Consider the following 16,712-nt stretch of genomic DNA (forward strand, 5'->3'; position numbering starts at 1 on the left):
GTTGATCCCCCTTTCAAACATGGCATCTCATACGTAAAACGGCGAAAGGCTCTGAACTCCTGAGCACCTTGCCGTTATCGTGAGATGTGTCTTTTTCATTAATAAAGTGAACAAGGCACTTAAAACAAAATAGCTAGGCGCGCACTGGCAACCTTTTCATAAGAAACGGTATGCTGTTTCTTGCCTGCTTCGATCACGAGTGTTCCGTCATCAAAGGAAAGTAACTTACCTTCAAATTCCTTCAATCCATTCACCGGCTCGTAGGTTGTTACAAACACATTTTTGCCTACGGATTTAGCAACATCCTCTGCTTTTTTCAGTGGACGTTCCGCACCGGGAGAAGACACTTCAAGGAAATAGACGGTAGGAATCGGATCGTTCTCATCCAGCTTGGCGCTCAACTTTTCGCTGATTAAGACGCAATCGTCGATGTCGATGCCACCTTCTTTGTCGACATACACCCGTAAAAACCAGTTGCTGCCTTCTTTGACGTATTCGATGTCAACCAGCTCGAAGCCTTGTTCATTCAAGTAGGGTTGGATCATTTCTTCCACGGTATCTTTAATGTTCGTTGTGCTCAAAACCGATAACCTCCAACTTAGGTTAAACCAGCATCATCGCTGGCAGATGATTAAATACCCAAGATTCTTGTATACCAAAGACTAAAGAGTGGGTTTCCCCACTCTTCAGAAATTCGTACTATCTCGTTCACTTCAGAAATTATAACATAGTCTGGTAATAGTGACAAGTAAGCGATCTTTAAGGCAATTTACACACTAATGAAGTAAAAATTACGAGTTGACTTCAACCATGCTTTCCCAGTAAGCGTTACATTAGAAAAGAGATAGTTGATTGCTCTCGGGAAGCCCCCGGAAACAACCCATATTCGACAGTAGCTCTATAATCGTTTTAGACGCCTTAGACTTCTGCTGGAAGTCCTCAATCGACAGGAACTCACCATGTTCTCTGGCACCTGCGATATTACGCGCAGCATTGTCACCAATTCCAGCCAAAGCGGAAAATGGAGGAACCAATGAGGTGCCATCTACGATAAACTTAGTTGCTTCAGAACGATAAAGGTCGATCGGCTTCAGCGAGAATCCACGAGCCGTCATCTCTAACGCCATCTCAAGGATTGGTAGCATGTTTTTTTCTTTGGGTGGTGCTTGGAAGCCTAATTGTTCAATTTCTACGATCTTCTTATAGATCGCTTCATACCCCTGACATACCAGGCCAATGTCAAACTCATCTGCACGTACTGTAAAGTAAGTCGCATAATATTCGATTGGGTGATAAAGCTTGAAGAACGCAGTACGAACTGCGGAAATAACATAAGCAGCCGCGTGGGCTTTAGGGAACATGTACTGGATCTTAAGACAAGAATCAATATACCATTGCGGTACTTTGCAATTTTTCATCTCATCAATCCATTCTTGTGGCAAACCTCTACCCTTACGTACACTTTCCGTAATTTTAAATGCCAAACTTGCATCCATTCCAGCTTTATAAATAAGGAACAGCATAATATCATCCCGACAACCAATTACGGTTTTGATGTTACATGTTCCGTTTTTGATCAGATCCTGTGCGTTACCTAACCACACTCCTGTTCCGTGAGACAGACCAGAAATCTGCAGTAAATCGGCAAACGACGTTGGCTGGGATTCAATTAACATCTGACGCACAAATTTTGTTCCCATCTCCGGTACTCCAAATGTGGCAACAGGTGAACGAATCAGTTCAGGCGTTACACCAAGAGCTTCTGTAGAGTTGAACATACTCATGACTTTCGGATCATTCATAGGAATTGTCGTTGGATCGATTCCTGTCAAATCCTGCAGCATCCGCATCATTGTCGGATCATCGTGTCCTAAGATATCGAGTTTCAACAGATTTTCTTCAAAAGCATGATAGTCAAAGTGCGTCGTTTTCCACTCTGCGGTAACATCATCTGCCGGGTATTGTACTGGGGTTACATCTTCTACTTCAATGTAATCTGGTACGACGACGATCCCGCCGGGATGCTGTCCAGTACTCCGTTTTACGCCCGTACATCCTGAAGCCAACCGATTCAGTTCGGCTCCGCGCCACTTTTTATGATGCTCTTCCTCGTATTTCTTGGCAAATCCAAATGCAGTTTTCTCAGCTACGGTACCGATGGTTCCGGCACGGAATACACTCTTCTCACTAAATAGTACCTTGGTATAGTTATGGGCATGAGGCTGGTAATCACCTGAGAAGTTCAAATCGATATCGGGAACCTTATCTCCTTTAAATCCAAGAAAGGTCTCAAACGGGATATCTTGACCTTCGCCCTTCAGGGTGTTTCCACAATCCGGACACTCCTTCGCAGGAAGGTCAAACCCGCTCCGAACACTACCGTCAAGGAACCATTCACTATGTTTACATTCGGAATTCACACAGATATAGTGCGCAGGTAATGGATTAACCTCAGAGATACCAAGAAACGTAGCAACAACCGATGAACCGACCGAGCCCCGAGATCCTACAAGATAACCATCTTGGTTCGACTTTTTAACCAGCCGTTCGGATATGAGGTAGTTGGCAGAGAAACCGTATTTAATAATCGGAATCAGTTCTTTTTCCAATCGTGCGATAATGACCTCTGGTAGATCCTCTCCATAGATTGACTTGGCCGTATTATAGCAGGTGTTACGAATTTCTTCGTCCGCACCTTCCAGAATTGGAGTAAACAGCTTATCCGGGAACAACTTGATCTCCTCAAACCGGTCAGCAAGTTCAATCGTATTGGTCACAACAACCTCGTACGCTTTATCTTGACCTAAGAATTGGAACTCTTCCAGCATTTCATCCGTCGTTCTCAGATGGGCATCGGGCTTCCGCTGATCTTTCAACGGGCTAAATCCTGTAATACCGTGAATTGTAATATCCCGATATAGCTTGTCGCGTGGTTCCAAATAGTGAACATTGCCCGTCGCTACAACCGGTTTCTCCAGTTTCGCACCAATATTAATGACTTTCTGTATCGCTGTTTTGATCTCTTCTGGGGTCGCAACCAGCCCTTTATCAACCAAATGCATATACATCGTCAGTGGTTGAATCTCAAGAATGTCATAAAACTCTGCAATCTCCTCAGCTTCTTCGAGCGATTTATTCAGCACCGCTTCGAAGAACTCACCTTTTTCACAGCCAGACAAGATAATCAGACCTTCACGTAAATTGACTAGTTTCGATTTAGGAATGCAGGGCACTCGTTTAAAATGCTCCGTATGTGAAAGAGAAACCAATTTATAGAGATTTTTCTTACCAATATCATTCAGTGCATAGATTCCGCAATGGAATGGACGCGTATTCGATAGATCGACACCAACATAATCATTCAGACGATCAAGCATCGTTAGCCCTTTTAGCTGAGCTGCATCATGTACCAATCCATTGAGAATACCTGCGAGCGCAATCGTATCGTCTATCGCTCGGTGATGGCTCTCTAGAGCCACTTTATATTTGTCTGCGAGTGTATTAAGACGATGGTTTTTCATTTTTGGGTAGAGCAATCTTGCTAGTTCCAGCGTATCAAGAACAGGATTCGTTAACTCAGGCATACCTAGTTGTTTTAACGAAGCTTGAATAAATCCCATATCAAAACGTGCGTTATGAGCGACCAACACGCCATCCCCTGCAAATTTCACAAAGTCTTGAATGACAGGTTCAAGTTCTGGAGCGTCTTTCACCATATCATCATTGATGTTGGTCAATTGCTGAATGTTATATGGAATTCGTTCGTGTGGGTTCACAAACGTAGCAAAACGATCAATCTCTTTGCCATCCTCTATCTTTACTGCTGCAATCTCGATGATTTTATTCTGCGTTACAGACAGACCGGTGGTCTCAATATCAAAAACGATATACGTTGTGGCTTTGAGATCCAATGGCTGAGGATTCAAAACGACGGCCACGGAATCATTCACCACGTTGGCTTCTAGCCCATAGATCATCTTAATCCCGTTTTTCTTAGCTGCTTTTGCTGCCTCCGGGTATACTTGAACACCACCATGATCACTCACTGCAATGGCTTTATGTCCCCACTCTGCTGCAGTTTTTACATACTTATCAATAGAGGTTACGGCATCCATCGTACTCATGGTAGAGTGCAAATGGAATTCCACCCGTTTCTCGGTAGCTTTATCCTTGCGGGATGGCGGTGCCTTTACTTCAACCAAGTCTGAAGGAATCATAGCAAGTTCAGGGATCTGCATGAAGCGGTCATATTCAACACGACCACGCACTTTCACCCATTTCCCATTTGCTAGCAAACTAAGAATTCGGACATCTTCTTTTGTTTTCGCAAACATTTTCATCTGCATGGAGTCCGTAAAGTCTGTAAGATAGAAGGTAAACAACGTGTTACCATTACGCAATTCCTTACGATCCAGTCCAAAAATCGTCCCTTGCAAGGTGACCTTCTTCTCTTCATCTTGAATTTCCTGCATCGGAACAGCGGGTTCTTTGATGTCATATCCCATCTGCAGACGGACATCCCCTTGCTCTTCTTCTTCAGGCATCTCAGGCTCTACCTCACTCATCATCTTCTCAATGACCTGACGCTCTTCTTCCTGTTTTTTAAGCTGGAACTGCTCTAATGCCTCTTTGTTGCTTTCCATCTGACCCACTTGCATTTTAACTTTCAGAGATGTATGGAAATACTTCTCATAAAAACGTGTAATCGCCTGATCAATTTGCTTCTTCTTTGCAAGCTCCATTGATGTTGCATCACTCATAGTTAATTGCAGTAAGTCCGCTTCACATTCAAATTTAGTGCGGCTCAACCAGCCATTAACCGATGGGATTTCACGAGCAACCCATTCATGGAACAAATTCCAGTACTCACTTACAATATCTGTAGACAAGACAGCGTCACTATATTTAAAGACAAATGAAATTTTGGCAATATGGTTCATTTTCTCCTGAATATGCAGGCAGAATGTGCGGTAGATCGGAGCAGGCACCAAGGTATCCTTAGCAATTAAAATAGTCCAGTCTCGATTACTACGGCTTGTTTCCACCTGTTCAATCCAACCATCCATAAAATATGGCTCAACGAGCCCTGCTGGAAGATCCGTCTGTTTCATCAATAATTCAAATCTTTTTCTCTTCTCCTCGAATCCACTCATAATGTTCCTCCTCGTTGCCCTTCAAAGCATGAAAAGCCTCTGTAATCAAAAATGTCCCCGATCCGAACGGCACCGACTCATTTTATCCGACAGAAGCTTTTCATTCCTACCTTAACCAGCAAACATCCTTTTGCTAGATCGAAAGAAATTATGATTACATAATTTCAATGCAATATAACGAAGCCTGTGTTACTTAGTAGGCTCTTGCAAATACTACGGTATGTTGTGCTTTTTCTCCACAAGCCAGGCACGTATGTTTTTCTTCCGCAGGCTGGAACGGGATGTTCCGGCTTGTAGCGCCCGTTACTTCTCTTACTTTATCTTCGCACGCTTCTGAGCCACACCATCCTGCTAGCGTGAAACCACGTTTATTTTCCATTAACTCTTTCATCTCATCCAATGTATCTACAGAATAGAAGTTGTCCGACATAAATGTACGTGCACGCTCCAACATATCGGACTGAACTTGTGCCAGCATCGTTTGAATTTCTCCAACCAGGTTAGCCTGCTCCACAACTTTCTTCTCACCTGTATTCCGAGATACAAGAACACAAACACCGTTCTCCATATCGCGCGGCCCGATCTCAAGACGAATCGGCACACCGCGCATCTCATACTCGTTAAACTTCCAACCAGGACGTACATCGCTACGGTCATCCATTTTGACACGAACCCCAGCTTGTTTCAACTCCGCAAATAATTCATCCGCACGGCCTACAACAGCATCACGTGTTTTTGGCGGTCCAATCGGAATCATAACCACTTGAGTAGGTGCAACTTTAGGCGGCAGCACCAGACCACGGTCATCACCATGCACCATAATTAGCGCACCAATGAGACGAGTACTTACCCCCCAAGACGTCGTGTAAGCAAGCTCCAACTCATTGTTGCGGCTAAGATATTGGATTTCAAAAGCTTTTGCAAAATTCGTTCCCATATAGTGAGATGTACCTGCTTGCACCGCACGTCCATCTTTCATCATTGCTTCAATTGAGAAGGTGTCTACCGCACCGGCAAACTTCTCCGATTTTGTTTTCTGTCCTGTTATGACCGGAATCGCAAGGTATTCTTCAACTACTTCACGATAAATCTCAAGCATTTTCATCGTTTCCTCGCGCGCTTCTTCTTCCGTCTCATGTGCAGTATGTCCTTCTTGCCACAAGAACTCGCTTGTCCGAAGGAAAGGCAACGTTCTTTTCTCCCAACGCACAACGTTAGCCCACTGGTTAATCAGAACTGGCAAGTCCCGATATGATTGAATCCACTTGGAGTACATGTGACCAATAATTGTCTCAGATGTTGGGCGGATTGCAAGACGCTCTTCCAACTTCTCTCCACCAGCCTCGGTAACCCACGGCAATTCAGGGTTAAAGCCCTCTACGTGCTCTTTTTCCTTCTGGAAAAAGCTCTCTGGGATAAACATTGGGAAGTATGCATTCCGGTGACCCGTTTCACGGAAACGACGATCCAGCTCATCCTTAATATGTTCCCAAATTTCAAATCCATCAGGTTTAAAAACAATACATCCGCGAACAGGAGAGTAATCCATCAGATCTGCTTTTTTGATTACATCAATGTACCAACGAGAGAAATCTTCACTCTGTGGTGTAATTTCAGTTACAAACTGTTTTTCATTTTCCTTTGACATAAGACTCCAGCGTCCTCCCATTACGACTACCTTCGACTTACCAGAAGATAGTCAAACCATATTATCCATTAATTAAACGTAGTATATCATTATATGTTACAGCCAGCATCAGTACAAACAACATCGCAAACCCAATAAAGTGAACCATGCCTTCTCGATTCGGGTCAACCGGTCTGCCTCGCAGAGCTTCAATCCCCAAAAACACAAGGCGGCTGCCATCCAATGCTGGAATTGGCAACAGGTTGAAAATCCCTAGATTAATACTGATCATTGCACTCCAGTATAATAAACGATCCAACCCGGATTTGGCGATCTCCCCCGTTAACTCGATGGTTCTAACTGGGCCACCAATATCATCAAGAGCGAAGTTTTGTACGAGCTGTTGAAGGCCTTTGAAAATTAATTTGGATGTTTCAATCGTATATTTACCAGATAACGTGAAGGTTTCTACAAAACCAGCTTGTCTCGTAGGAAACCCTAGTGAGATCCCTACTTTACCACCTTCCTGGCCTGGCAATGAAGTCGGAGTAACCGAAACGTCAAGTTCCTTCCCATCCCGAATCACTGTCCAGTTCATAGCCTTATCTTTCGACTCAGAGATGGAAGCAATGACTTGTTGTTGGTCAATTCCAACAGACGTACCATTAATACTCTTAATGATATCTCCCTCTTTAAATCCAGCCTTCTCCGCAGGCGTGTTTGCTGAAACATCAGCTATTTTTATGTAGGAGGGATTCTCGACAGGAACACCACTTACTTGAACAAATATTGCAAACAACACAAATGCTAGAATAAAGTTCATCATCGGGCCGGCAAAAATAGCTAAGGAGCGCTGTCCAACGGTTTTACTGCTAAACCAACGATCTTTAGGAGCGATTTGCATGCTAGCATTTTTGTTTACAATAACAGCCTGAGGATGAACATCATAGTTCATGCGCTCGCCGTCAACATCAAGTTCAATTTTAAGAGCTGTTTCCAGGTCTATTTGCAGAACTTCACCTTTGATTACGTTCTTGTACTTTTCAAGATTGCTCGTGAAGATTTTCTCAACCTTATCGTCCTTAATTCTAACACATATCGTTTGTCCTACATCAATCCCCGTAGTATCCGGATCTTCACCTGCCATTCTTGCATACCCACCAAAAGGAAGCAGACGGAACGTGAACTGAGTTTCACCCTTCTTATATGAAAACATTTTAGGACCAAATCCAATTGCAAATTCACGAACCAAAATACCAGCGCGCTTCGCAAAATAATAGTGGCCCCATTCATGAATGGCTACAATAACAAAGAACATCATGAATATATAGAACGCGATTTTAAGAGTCTCCAACAAACACTACACCTCCTTAACTTATTATGCATGCTCTAGAATAACATTATTCTTAATTAAATACCAAGAAGTTTTTTAAGCCCCAGTAAACGCACCAAGTACTGGAATCTCCAATGATAGAACAGAAGGAATTTCAGGATTATTCAATCGTAATAGTCCATAACCTAAGCCTGCTACTCCCGTCATCAGCCCTAATTGGAAGTCTCTCGCCGAAATACTATTATACTTCAAGCATATTTCAACGCCAAGTTCCTGTAGTGATTTGTAATCTGGCGGTGTGCTAATCGCCTTCTCTATCGATAATAAAATGTCTATATTGCCAAGACTGCCATGACACAAGAAAGGTGGCAACTGCAGACCATCTGTTATGATTTTTGTTCTAGCTGCCTCAAGCTCATCTACGAGACGTGGATCATCTACCTTCTCTGCCATGTAGAGCCTTGAAAGTCCGATACCAGGTGACCCATGGCACCAATAGACCGATAGAAATTCCTGAGTCTCTTTAAACCGTTTATCCCGCCAATTGTTGTGGTCTTTGCTGTAATCAGCACGTTCAAGCTCTATCAAAGTCTGGGCAAAGCTTCTATACTCTTCTTCGCTGGTTATGAACCATAACTCAGTGAATGCCCAAGCAAATCCACTTAACCCATGCGATAGTCCATTGAGCAAGCCTTGCTTGGATACTAAGAGATCCTTAACCCCGCGCAATAGGTGCTCACCACATTCAATCGCTAACATTTTGAATCGAGGATCAGAGGTCTGTGCAACTAATCTCGCGAGTAAAATTATCACACCCGCACTGCCACCAACAATATCAAACTGTTGATCTTTTTGAATGAGCTCCTTAATTTGGTCAATATACTTTAAGGCCTCTTCGTAATATGTAGCATCTTCCCAAATCGAAGCCAGCTGTAGCAATGTGTAAGCGTAACCTAGTAGTCCACTAAACACCGAAATGTTGTTCTTTTGAGCAATGGTTATCATATCTACCGAGGTTTGTAACGCTTCTCTCGCAAAGTTACTATATCTGGAATCCCCAGTTTCCTTCCCTAACTGAGCCATGAATAAGACAATACCTAACGAACCATCGTATAAAGTAGGATCTAAGATTCCAATGTAATGACCCTCATCAGCAACAGGTTTACGATCAACCCATATTACGGTTTGTTTCTCACGATCCCAGGCTGCGTGCTCTATCAGTTCATCCCCAATTTTCTGCGCTAATCTCAACAAATTGACCTTGTCTTCAACTTGAGCATTACAATTCGGACTGTTTCCTGTCTGAATTACTTGCGGTTTAACAGATGAAGTAAGTGACATGGTCAGGTATCTTAACTGCTTCTCAAAATCCTGTTTTCCCAAACAGTTCAATCTATCTTGAACTCTGGAGATACCTGTCATTGGAAAACGGAGTTCGATTCGACTCTCCGTTGTTTCAATTGTAATATGGTCTGAATCCATATCAAAAGTGAATACTGGGATCTCTTGTTTCAGCATACATTCCATTTCATAAGGCACAACCTTAGCATAATAAGGTGTATAGACCGAATTTCTTTGAAAGTGTGCGAACAGTTGAGTTCTCTTATCTAACTTTTGAAGATAGTCCGGGTGCAAACTTGACTTCAAAAATTCACCGTACTCATTCGTCGAACGGAAGATCATTCGAACCTTCGAATTCTTAAAATGATGCAACGGACCATGAGGTCCTACAATCTCATTTTTATGTTTGTAAATGGTATGATAACTGTCCTTGAACCCCGTTTGTATTTCTGACAAATAGTGATGAAACCCTGTAAGTTCTCCTTTTAATCGAGGTTTATTATTCGCTGGTTTTTTCTTTACTTTCTGACTTACTAATCTCATCTCGTCTGTATAGGGCAGTTGGAGGACCTCACCGATCATTTCATTATTGGAATCACCCCAATTTCCAAGCCCACTCGTATCGCTATCTTCTTCTGGAGTTCGTTTAAAAGGGATTAACATGCTACTGAAAACGGAACGATCCATCTCATGAAGAAACAATTCCCGCCAAACTTCACTCGTGTCAGAAGCAATTCGGTTGGAAAACAACGTTTCCATATCAATGAGAATAGGATATTCTCCATCCGCTATAATATTCTCAAAATGAAAGTCTCTTGACCCTAAAATATATAATAAAGCTACATACCCTCCGTATCGATAGTAATATCTCTTGACCTCTTCCTCAGTTGTACACTCCATATATTGTACGTATGATTGCCAGCCATATGAGCCACAATCTATCGATTTAGGTGTGCGGAAGTCCATTTTATTGTTCCATTGGTTGAACCATTTCGTAAACTTTTCAAAGCCAATATCAATACTAAGAGAACGTGGTTTATATATTAACCTTTGTCCATTTCCTAAATAGAGTACGCTTACAGAACGACCTTTAGAATGGGTATCGCCAACACCCGTCGAAATGCGCTCTAGCACAAGCGACTGAATACTCATTTCCTTTTTCAAGGTATCCATATCCTTGTGCAGATGTGTTAGTATTTCTGTATGATATTCGATGAATTTCGTCGTTTCATCTGTCATCAACTTAGCTAACACAGGATACATGAATAAAATGGACTCGACATATTCTCTATCCTTTAATAATACAGTATTATAATTGTGATAGCGATTTTCAGATGTCTCACCATTGGACAACCCGGATAACCTTGCAATATGCAACTCTTGAATTAATGTGCGAATGCTTAGGTTCAGCAACTTTGAATATAGCTCCTCACACCAATGATGCTCTAACAAATCTCTATTCACATCTAATGATTCAAGCTCAAGTAATACTGCATCAAGGTTCTTCAGAGCAAATATAAGAAAAGGCTCCATAAACGAACTAAATAACCTATCATCTTGATCTTTAAATAATGCTGTCTCTGTAGGCTGGCTCCATATCCTTTCTATCGTTTTTATCCAATCTCCGGTTGCTAACGTGTCATGATCAGCGTTGATGCCGTAAGCTTCTATAAGCTTTTGTCTGAATTCTGAGTTTGGGAGACTGTTCAACATTAACCCTCCTATTTCCACCTAAATTAAAGTTATGTTAAGTCGTACATAAAAAGGTCACCCTTTTAGATCAGCCATTGATCTTAAAAAGTGACCTTCTTTCGCTTACTATTTCCCGTTAACTATATTCTCGCAGTCTGTTATACAATACATCCTATCGTTTTGCATGAAAGAACAGACTCACAAAATAGAGTTGGACATCTATAAATTGTAATAGAAATGAATTCAGGATCATTCTCTTGGTCTGACATCATATTTACGAGATTTGCTTCGTCAACTGATCCAGAAGGATGTTCAAAATTATCAAGATTAGCTCTAAAATCAGGATTACGCATAGCCATAATCTGTTCTTGTACGCTCATAATAAATAACCTCCTAAAAAAGATAAATTACCACCATATTATACCACATAAATGTGATAATAAACAAACTTAGGAAATTCATCCAAACAAACGTTTAGAAACGCAACTCATTGGCTAGCTTACGAGAAGTTTCATCAGCATCCAGAATTTCTTCCAAACTTGGATTTTGAATGTTACTATGCTTTTCCAGGATCTTCTCAATCGTATACTCTATTTGTAAAAAGGAGATCTCGCCTTTTAGAAATCTCGCTACAGCAATTTCATTGGCCGCATTGAAAGCAGTTGGTGCAGTTCCTCCAAGTTTACCAGATTCATATGCCATTCTTAAACAAGGGAAGCGCTCCATATCCATCTCACGAAAATTCAACTTACCCACTTGAGCTAAGGATAAACGTGTCGCCTGCGATGGTAGGCGATCAGGATAAGTTAACGCATACTGGATTGGCACACGCATATCTGGATTACCTAACTGAGCAATTATGCTCGTATCCTCAAACTCAACAAATGAGTGGATAATGCTCTCAGGGTGGAGCACTACATTAATCTGATCGTATGGAAGTCCAAATAACCAATGTGCTTCAATAACTTCCAGTCCTTTATTCACCATTGTTGCGGAATCAATCGTAATTTTGGAACCCATCGACCAATTCGGGTGTTTCAGGGCATCCTCTACAGTAACCTCTTTAAGTTGTTCACGCGTTAAATCGCGGAAAGACCCTCCGGAAGCGGTAAGTGTAATCCCCAGCAATTGCTCCCGTTTCTCTCCATTCAAACATTGGAAGATAGCAGAGTGTTCACTATCCACGGGCAAGAGCGAAACTCCCTTTGCCGCTGCTTTTGACGTAACGATATGGCCTGCTGTAACTAGGGTCTCTTTGTTCGCTAAACCAATCTGTTTTCCAGCTTCAATGGCAGCTAGAGTAGACTCCAGTCCCAGACTTCCCACTACTGCTGTTACAACTGTGTCCGCTTCTGTAGCTGCTGCAATTTCGACTAATCCTTCTTTACCGTGAAAAACCTGCGTTCCTGCAGGAATTAGGGGTGCAATATAGTCTGCTAGTTCTTTGGAGCCAACAGAAACTTTCTTCGGTTTGTAACGCTTCGTTTGCTCAATGAGCAGCTCCGCATTCCCACCTGCAGCAAGCCCTTCCACTTGAAATAACTCAGGATGCATATCTACTACATCAAGTGTCTGAGTTCCAATTGAGCCCGTTGACCCAAGAATCGCAATTTTTTTCATGCTGCACCTCATCTTCATTTATCCAATGCATGTGTAGTGAAATGACGACTCATTACACCTGTCTTGTTTGCAAAATTAATAGGGCAGTAGCATCAGTATATGTATGAACGGAAAAACGACGATCCAACTGTCGCACCGATCCAAAATGCCACCATGCCCCGGTAGCAACGTACCGGAATCCTTAATATTATAAACCCGTTTGTACGCAGATTGAATGAGATCTCCCATCTGACCTACTACAGCACAAGCGACTCCAATTAATATCGCTCTTGGCCATGTAAGCATACCGTCCGATACTCCTGCAAAAACGAGCGAGGTTATAATGGCAATGATGATACCACCTAGTGCACCCTCCACCGTTTTGTTAGGACTAATTGAAGGCCACAATTTGTTTTTGCCGATCAGCTTCCCGACAAAATAGGCTCCTGCGTCGCTTGCCCAAATAGAGCCCAGCAGTAGAAAAGTCCAAAACAACCCATGTTGAAGATGTCTTGACTCGGCAATGTAATAAAAGCCAATTCCAATGTACAACACACCAAGAAAGAGCATCGCAACGGTATTAACCGGAATCTTATTTTTAGTAATGACCGATGCCGCCATTAATACCAACATCACGAGCCAGCCGATCTGAAATAGAGTCAGCGGTCTGGCTTCCCATACCATTTCCCAAGGAAATACAAGCGAAAAAACGCCTACGTATCCAATTAGAGCTACACCTGAAAAAGGCTGTACTCCCGTCATTTTCACAAATTCATAGTAACCGATGAGAGCCATCACTAATACCAAGCCATGATACCAGGGTCCGCCTAGCAAGCAAAAACCCAAAAACAAAACACCTGCTATTATTCCTGTCGTTAATCGCTGTTTCAACGGCTTCATCCTCCATCTATTTCAAACCGCCGTAACGCCTTGTTCTGCGCTGATATTCGGCTACTGCTTCAATCAAATGCTGCTTGCCAAATTCGGGCCAGTATATATCCGTAAACCATAGTTCGCTATAAGCAAGTTGCCAGAGCATGAAATTGCTGAGTCTGAGCTCTCCGCTTGTCCGAATCAACAGATCCGGGTCAGGCATATCACTCGTTAACATATGTCTGTCGATGAGCTCCGGTGTAATCTCCTCTGCAGACAGTTCCCCCGACTGAACCTGTAGAGCTATTTTTTTAACACAGTCTGTCATTTCCCTGCGGCTTCCATAATTCATTGCAAAGTTTAGCACAAGACCCGTGTTATGTTCTGTAAGACGTATAGCTTCACGTAAAGCATTAATGGTATGAGAAGGTAAATGTTCCTCCTGACCCATCATCCGAATCTGCACGTTCTTTTCGATAAGCTCATCTAGCTCAATCGCCAAAAACTCTTGCGGAAGTCGCATCAGAAAATCCACTTCTTCTTTTGGACGCGTCCAGTTTTCTGTCGAAAAAGCATACATCGTCAGATATTTGATGCCCAGTTCATCCGCCGCGATGGTCGCACGTTTGACTGCCTTCATCCCATTCTGATGCCCAGCTATGCGCGGAAGGCCGAGACGTTTGGCCCATCGTCCATTTCCGTCCATAATAATAGCTACATGCTGTGGGATATTATCCTCGGATATAGTCAGCGTTTCCTGCTTTTCAGCCCCATTCCACCACGACCGAACCCGTTTGATCATTCCTGTTCCTCCAAAATCCCTGAAGTTTCTTCACCTGAAGCTTAAAAAAGAGACAAAACCCCACCGGATCGGAGGGGCTGCGCTTGTCTTACACTTCCATGATTTCTTTTTCTTTGGCAGCGAGTACCTTATCGACTTCAGCAATAAATTTATCTGTCGATTTTTGGATATCGTCTTGATGTCTCCGGGACTCGTCCTCAGAAATATCTGACTTCTCCATTTTTTTGATATCATCGTTAGCATCACGGCGGATGTTACGAATCGCCACTTTGCCCTCTTCACCAAACTTTTTAGTCAGCTTCACAAGCTCCGCTCTGCGCTCTTCCGTAAGTGGCGGAATAGACAGACGAATCATGTTGCCGTCGTTTGCTGGTGTAAGTCCAAGATCGGACTTCATGATCGCACGCTCGATATCACTCATGGATGACTTATCCCATGGTTGGATCATCAGTGTACGTGTATCCGGTGTACTGATATTAGCAAGCTGATTAAGTGGTGTCATTGCACCATAATACTCTACCTGAACCCGATCCAGAAGAGCTGGAGTAGCACGCCCTGCACGCAAAGTGGCAAGATCACGTCGTAACGCTTGAATTGCTTTTTCCATACGTTCTTCGGCATGTTTTTTAACCGCTTGTGGCATTAATCTACACTCCCTTTAACGATTGTTCCGATGCGTTCACCTAGAACAACACGCTTGATGTTACCTTGTTCTGTAATAGCAAAGACGATCAACGGAATGTTGTTATCCTTACACAGTGAGGATGCCGTCGAATCCATTACACCAAGGTCTTTGTTGAGAATATCCATATAAGTCAACTGATCAAATTTCACAGCTGTGCTGTCCTTAAACGGATCGGCTGAATAAACACCATCCACTTTATTCTTAGCCATCAAGATGACTTCTGCTTCGATCTCCGCTGCGCGCAGTGCTGCTGTTGTATCTGTGGAGAAGAACGGGTTACCTGTACCTGATGCAAAAATAACGACCCGGCCTTTCTCAAGATGACGAATAGCTCTACGACGAATGTAAGGCTCTGCAATTTGTTGCATAGCAATAGATGTTTGAACCCGTGTTGGGACTTCAATCTGTTCCAATGCATCTTGCAGTGCCAGCGAGTTCATTACTGTCGCCAGCATACCCATGTAATCTGCAGTTGCTCGATCGATGCCATTTTCACTACCAGCAATACCGCGCCAGATGTTTCCGCCGCCACATACAATAGCAACCTGCACACCTAGTTCAACGACTTCTTTTACTTGTTGCGCAATGGACGAAATCGTCTCTGCATCAATACCATAGCCATTTTGACCGGAGAGAGACTCTCCACTGACTTTTAAGACAACACGTTTAAATACTGGCTGTTCCAATTGTTCACCCTCCACTTTAAATTGAACACCCTGCGGCATTCAACCAACAAAACTTCTCGCGCACGGCCTCCTGCTTAAAAAGAAAGGAACACAGTAGTGTTCCGCTCTTTTAGGAAAAACGATCGACCGGTAAGGCACTGTTTTCCTGAGATATAAGGGAGTTTGCGCTTCGAAGTTTCATCATTCTTATATCTTCGAAAATCAATCCTGCTTGCCGGTTTAAATAACCGTCTTATTTGTTTACTTGGGACATAACTTCTTCTACGAAGTTATCAACTTTTTTCTCAAGACCTTCACCCAGTTCGTAACGAACGAAACGACGGATGGAGATGTTTTCACCAATTTGGCTGATTTTTTCATTCAACAATTGGGAAATTGTTTTGTCTGGATCTTTAACAAAAGTTTGTTCCATCAGGCAATATTCTTCGTAGTATTTACCGATACGGCCTTCAACCATTTTTTCAATGATTTTTTCTGGTTTACCTTCGTTAAGAGCTTGAGCTTTCAAGATTTCTTTTTCTTTTTCCAGCTCATCTGTAGGAACTTCTTCGCGTGTAACATATTTAGGATTAGCTGCAGCGATTTGCATAGCTACGTCTCTAACGAAATCCTTAAATTGATCTGTTTTACCAACGAAGTCAGTTTCGCAGTTAACTTCAACCAAGACACCGATACGTCCGCCAGCGTGGATGTAAGATTCTACAGCGCCTTCAGTAGCTGCACGACCTGCTTTGCTTGCTGCTGCAGAAAGACCTTTTTCACGCAACAATTCAGCCGCTTTCGTTACATCACCGTTTGCTTCTTCCAGTGCTTTTTTACAATCGAGCATACCAGCGCCCGTTCTTTCGCGAAGTTCTTTTACTGCACTCGCATTAACTGCCATTATAAATTCCCTCCAGATTAAGTATTGTACGTACACTC

The 16,712-nt window shown here is 42.7% G+C and carries 12 protein-coding genes; all 12 read right to left on the minus strand.

What is annotated here, in order from left to right:
- Positions 1-119: 119 nt before the first annotated feature.
- On the minus strand, positions 120-581 hold the full coding sequence (gene rimP, locus MH215_RS07770) for a ribosome maturation factor RimP (RefSeq protein ID WP_056700654.1): 462 nt from the start codon (positions 579-581) through the stop codon (positions 120-122).
- A 252-nt stretch (positions 582-833) separates the two neighbouring features.
- Positions 834-5,153: a PolC-type DNA polymerase III gene (locus MH215_RS07775; protein WP_239289501.1), complete on the minus strand. Its 4,320-nt coding sequence runs from the start codon at positions 5,151-5,153 to the stop codon at positions 834-836.
- A 193-nt stretch (positions 5,154-5,346) separates the two neighbouring features.
- Positions 5,347-6,801 carry a proline--tRNA ligase gene (proS, locus tag MH215_RS07780; protein WP_239289502.1) on the minus strand — a complete coding sequence of 485 codons (1,455 nt, stop codon included), beginning with the start codon at positions 6,799-6,801 and terminating at the stop codon, positions 5,347-5,349.
- Between the two features lie 61 nt (positions 6,802-6,862).
- Complete coding sequence (gene rseP / locus MH215_RS07785) at positions 6,863-8,134, minus strand: RIP metalloprotease RseP (RefSeq protein WP_239289883.1); 1,272 nt, start codon at positions 8,132-8,134, stop codon at positions 6,863-6,865.
- Positions 8,135-8,209: 75 nt separating this feature from the next.
- Positions 8,210-11,167 (minus strand): type 2 lanthipeptide synthetase LanM family protein, encoded by a 2,958-nt coding sequence (locus tag MH215_RS07790; protein ID WP_239289504.1) that lies wholly within the window; start codon positions 11,165-11,167, stop codon positions 8,210-8,212.
- A gap of 137 nt (positions 11,168-11,304) precedes the next feature.
- Positions 11,305-11,526: a hypothetical protein gene (locus tag MH215_RS07795; protein ID WP_239289506.1), complete on the minus strand. Its 222-nt coding sequence runs from the start codon at positions 11,524-11,526 to the stop codon at positions 11,305-11,307.
- Between the two features lie 94 nt (positions 11,527-11,620).
- Complete coding sequence (locus MH215_RS07800) at positions 11,621-12,766, minus strand: 1-deoxy-D-xylulose-5-phosphate reductoisomerase (RefSeq protein WP_056700648.1); 1,146 nt, start codon at positions 12,764-12,766, stop codon at positions 11,621-11,623.
- A 75-nt stretch (positions 12,767-12,841) separates the two neighbouring features.
- A complete protein-coding gene (locus tag MH215_RS07805; protein WP_239289508.1) occupies positions 12,842-13,636 on the minus strand; it encodes a phosphatidate cytidylyltransferase in 795 nt (264 codons plus the stop codon).
- A gap of 16 nt (positions 13,637-13,652) precedes the next feature.
- Positions 13,653-14,420 (minus strand): isoprenyl transferase, encoded by a 768-nt coding sequence (locus MH215_RS07810; protein WP_056700645.1) that lies wholly within the window; start codon positions 14,418-14,420, stop codon positions 13,653-13,655.
- A gap of 88 nt (positions 14,421-14,508) precedes the next feature.
- Complete coding sequence (gene frr / locus MH215_RS07815) at positions 14,509-15,063, minus strand: ribosome recycling factor (RefSeq protein WP_056700643.1); 555 nt, start codon at positions 15,061-15,063, stop codon at positions 14,509-14,511.
- The gene (gene pyrH, locus MH215_RS07820) at positions 15,063-15,791 is read right to left on the minus strand and encodes a UMP kinase (protein ID WP_056701161.1); all 729 of its coding nucleotides are present in this window, start codon (positions 15,789-15,791) and stop codon (positions 15,063-15,065) included. Before pyrH ends, frr begins: the two co-directional genes overlap by 1 nt.
- 232 nt (positions 15,792-16,023) lie before the next feature.
- Complete coding sequence (gene tsf / locus MH215_RS07825) at positions 16,024-16,674, minus strand: translation elongation factor Ts (RefSeq protein ID WP_056700641.1); 651 nt, start codon at positions 16,672-16,674, stop codon at positions 16,024-16,026.
- Positions 16,675-16,712 lie beyond the last annotated feature (38 nt).

The sequence above is a fragment of the Paenibacillus sp. ACRSA genome (assembly GCF_022346845.1).
In the GTDB taxonomy this organism is placed as follows: Bacteria; Bacillota; Bacilli; order Paenibacillales; family Paenibacillaceae; genus Paenibacillus.

Bases quoted from the DNA above. Each gene is read 5' to 3' on its own strand.
- MH215_RS07775 (WP_239289501.1), bottom strand. From the start codon at position 5,153: ATGAGTGGATTCGAGGAGAAGAGAAAAAGATTTGAATTATTGATGAAA.
- proS (WP_239289502.1), bottom strand. From the start codon at position 6,801: ATGTCAAAGGAAAATGAAAAACAGTTTGTAACTGAAATTACACCACAG.
- MH215_RS07790 (WP_239289504.1), bottom strand. From the start codon at position 11,167: ATGTTGAACAGTCTCCCAAACTCAGAATTCAGACAAAAGCTTATAGAA.
- MH215_RS07795 (WP_239289506.1), bottom strand. From the start codon at position 11,526: ATGAGCGTACAAGAACAGATTATGGCTATGCGTAATCCTGATTTTAGA.
- MH215_RS07800 (WP_056700648.1), bottom strand. From the start codon at position 12,766: ATGAAAAAAATTGCGATTCTTGGGTCAACGGGCTCAATTGGAACTCAG.
- MH215_RS07810 (WP_056700645.1), bottom strand. From the start codon at position 14,420: ATGATCAAACGGGTTCGGTCGTGGTGGAATGGGGCTGAAAAGCAGGAA.
- frr (WP_056700643.1), bottom strand. From the start codon at position 15,063: ATGCCACAAGCGGTTAAAAAACATGCCGAAGAACGTATGGAAAAAGCA.
- tsf (WP_056700641.1), bottom strand. From the start codon at position 16,674: ATGGCAGTTAATGCGAGTGCAGTAAAAGAACTTCGCGAAAGAACGGGC.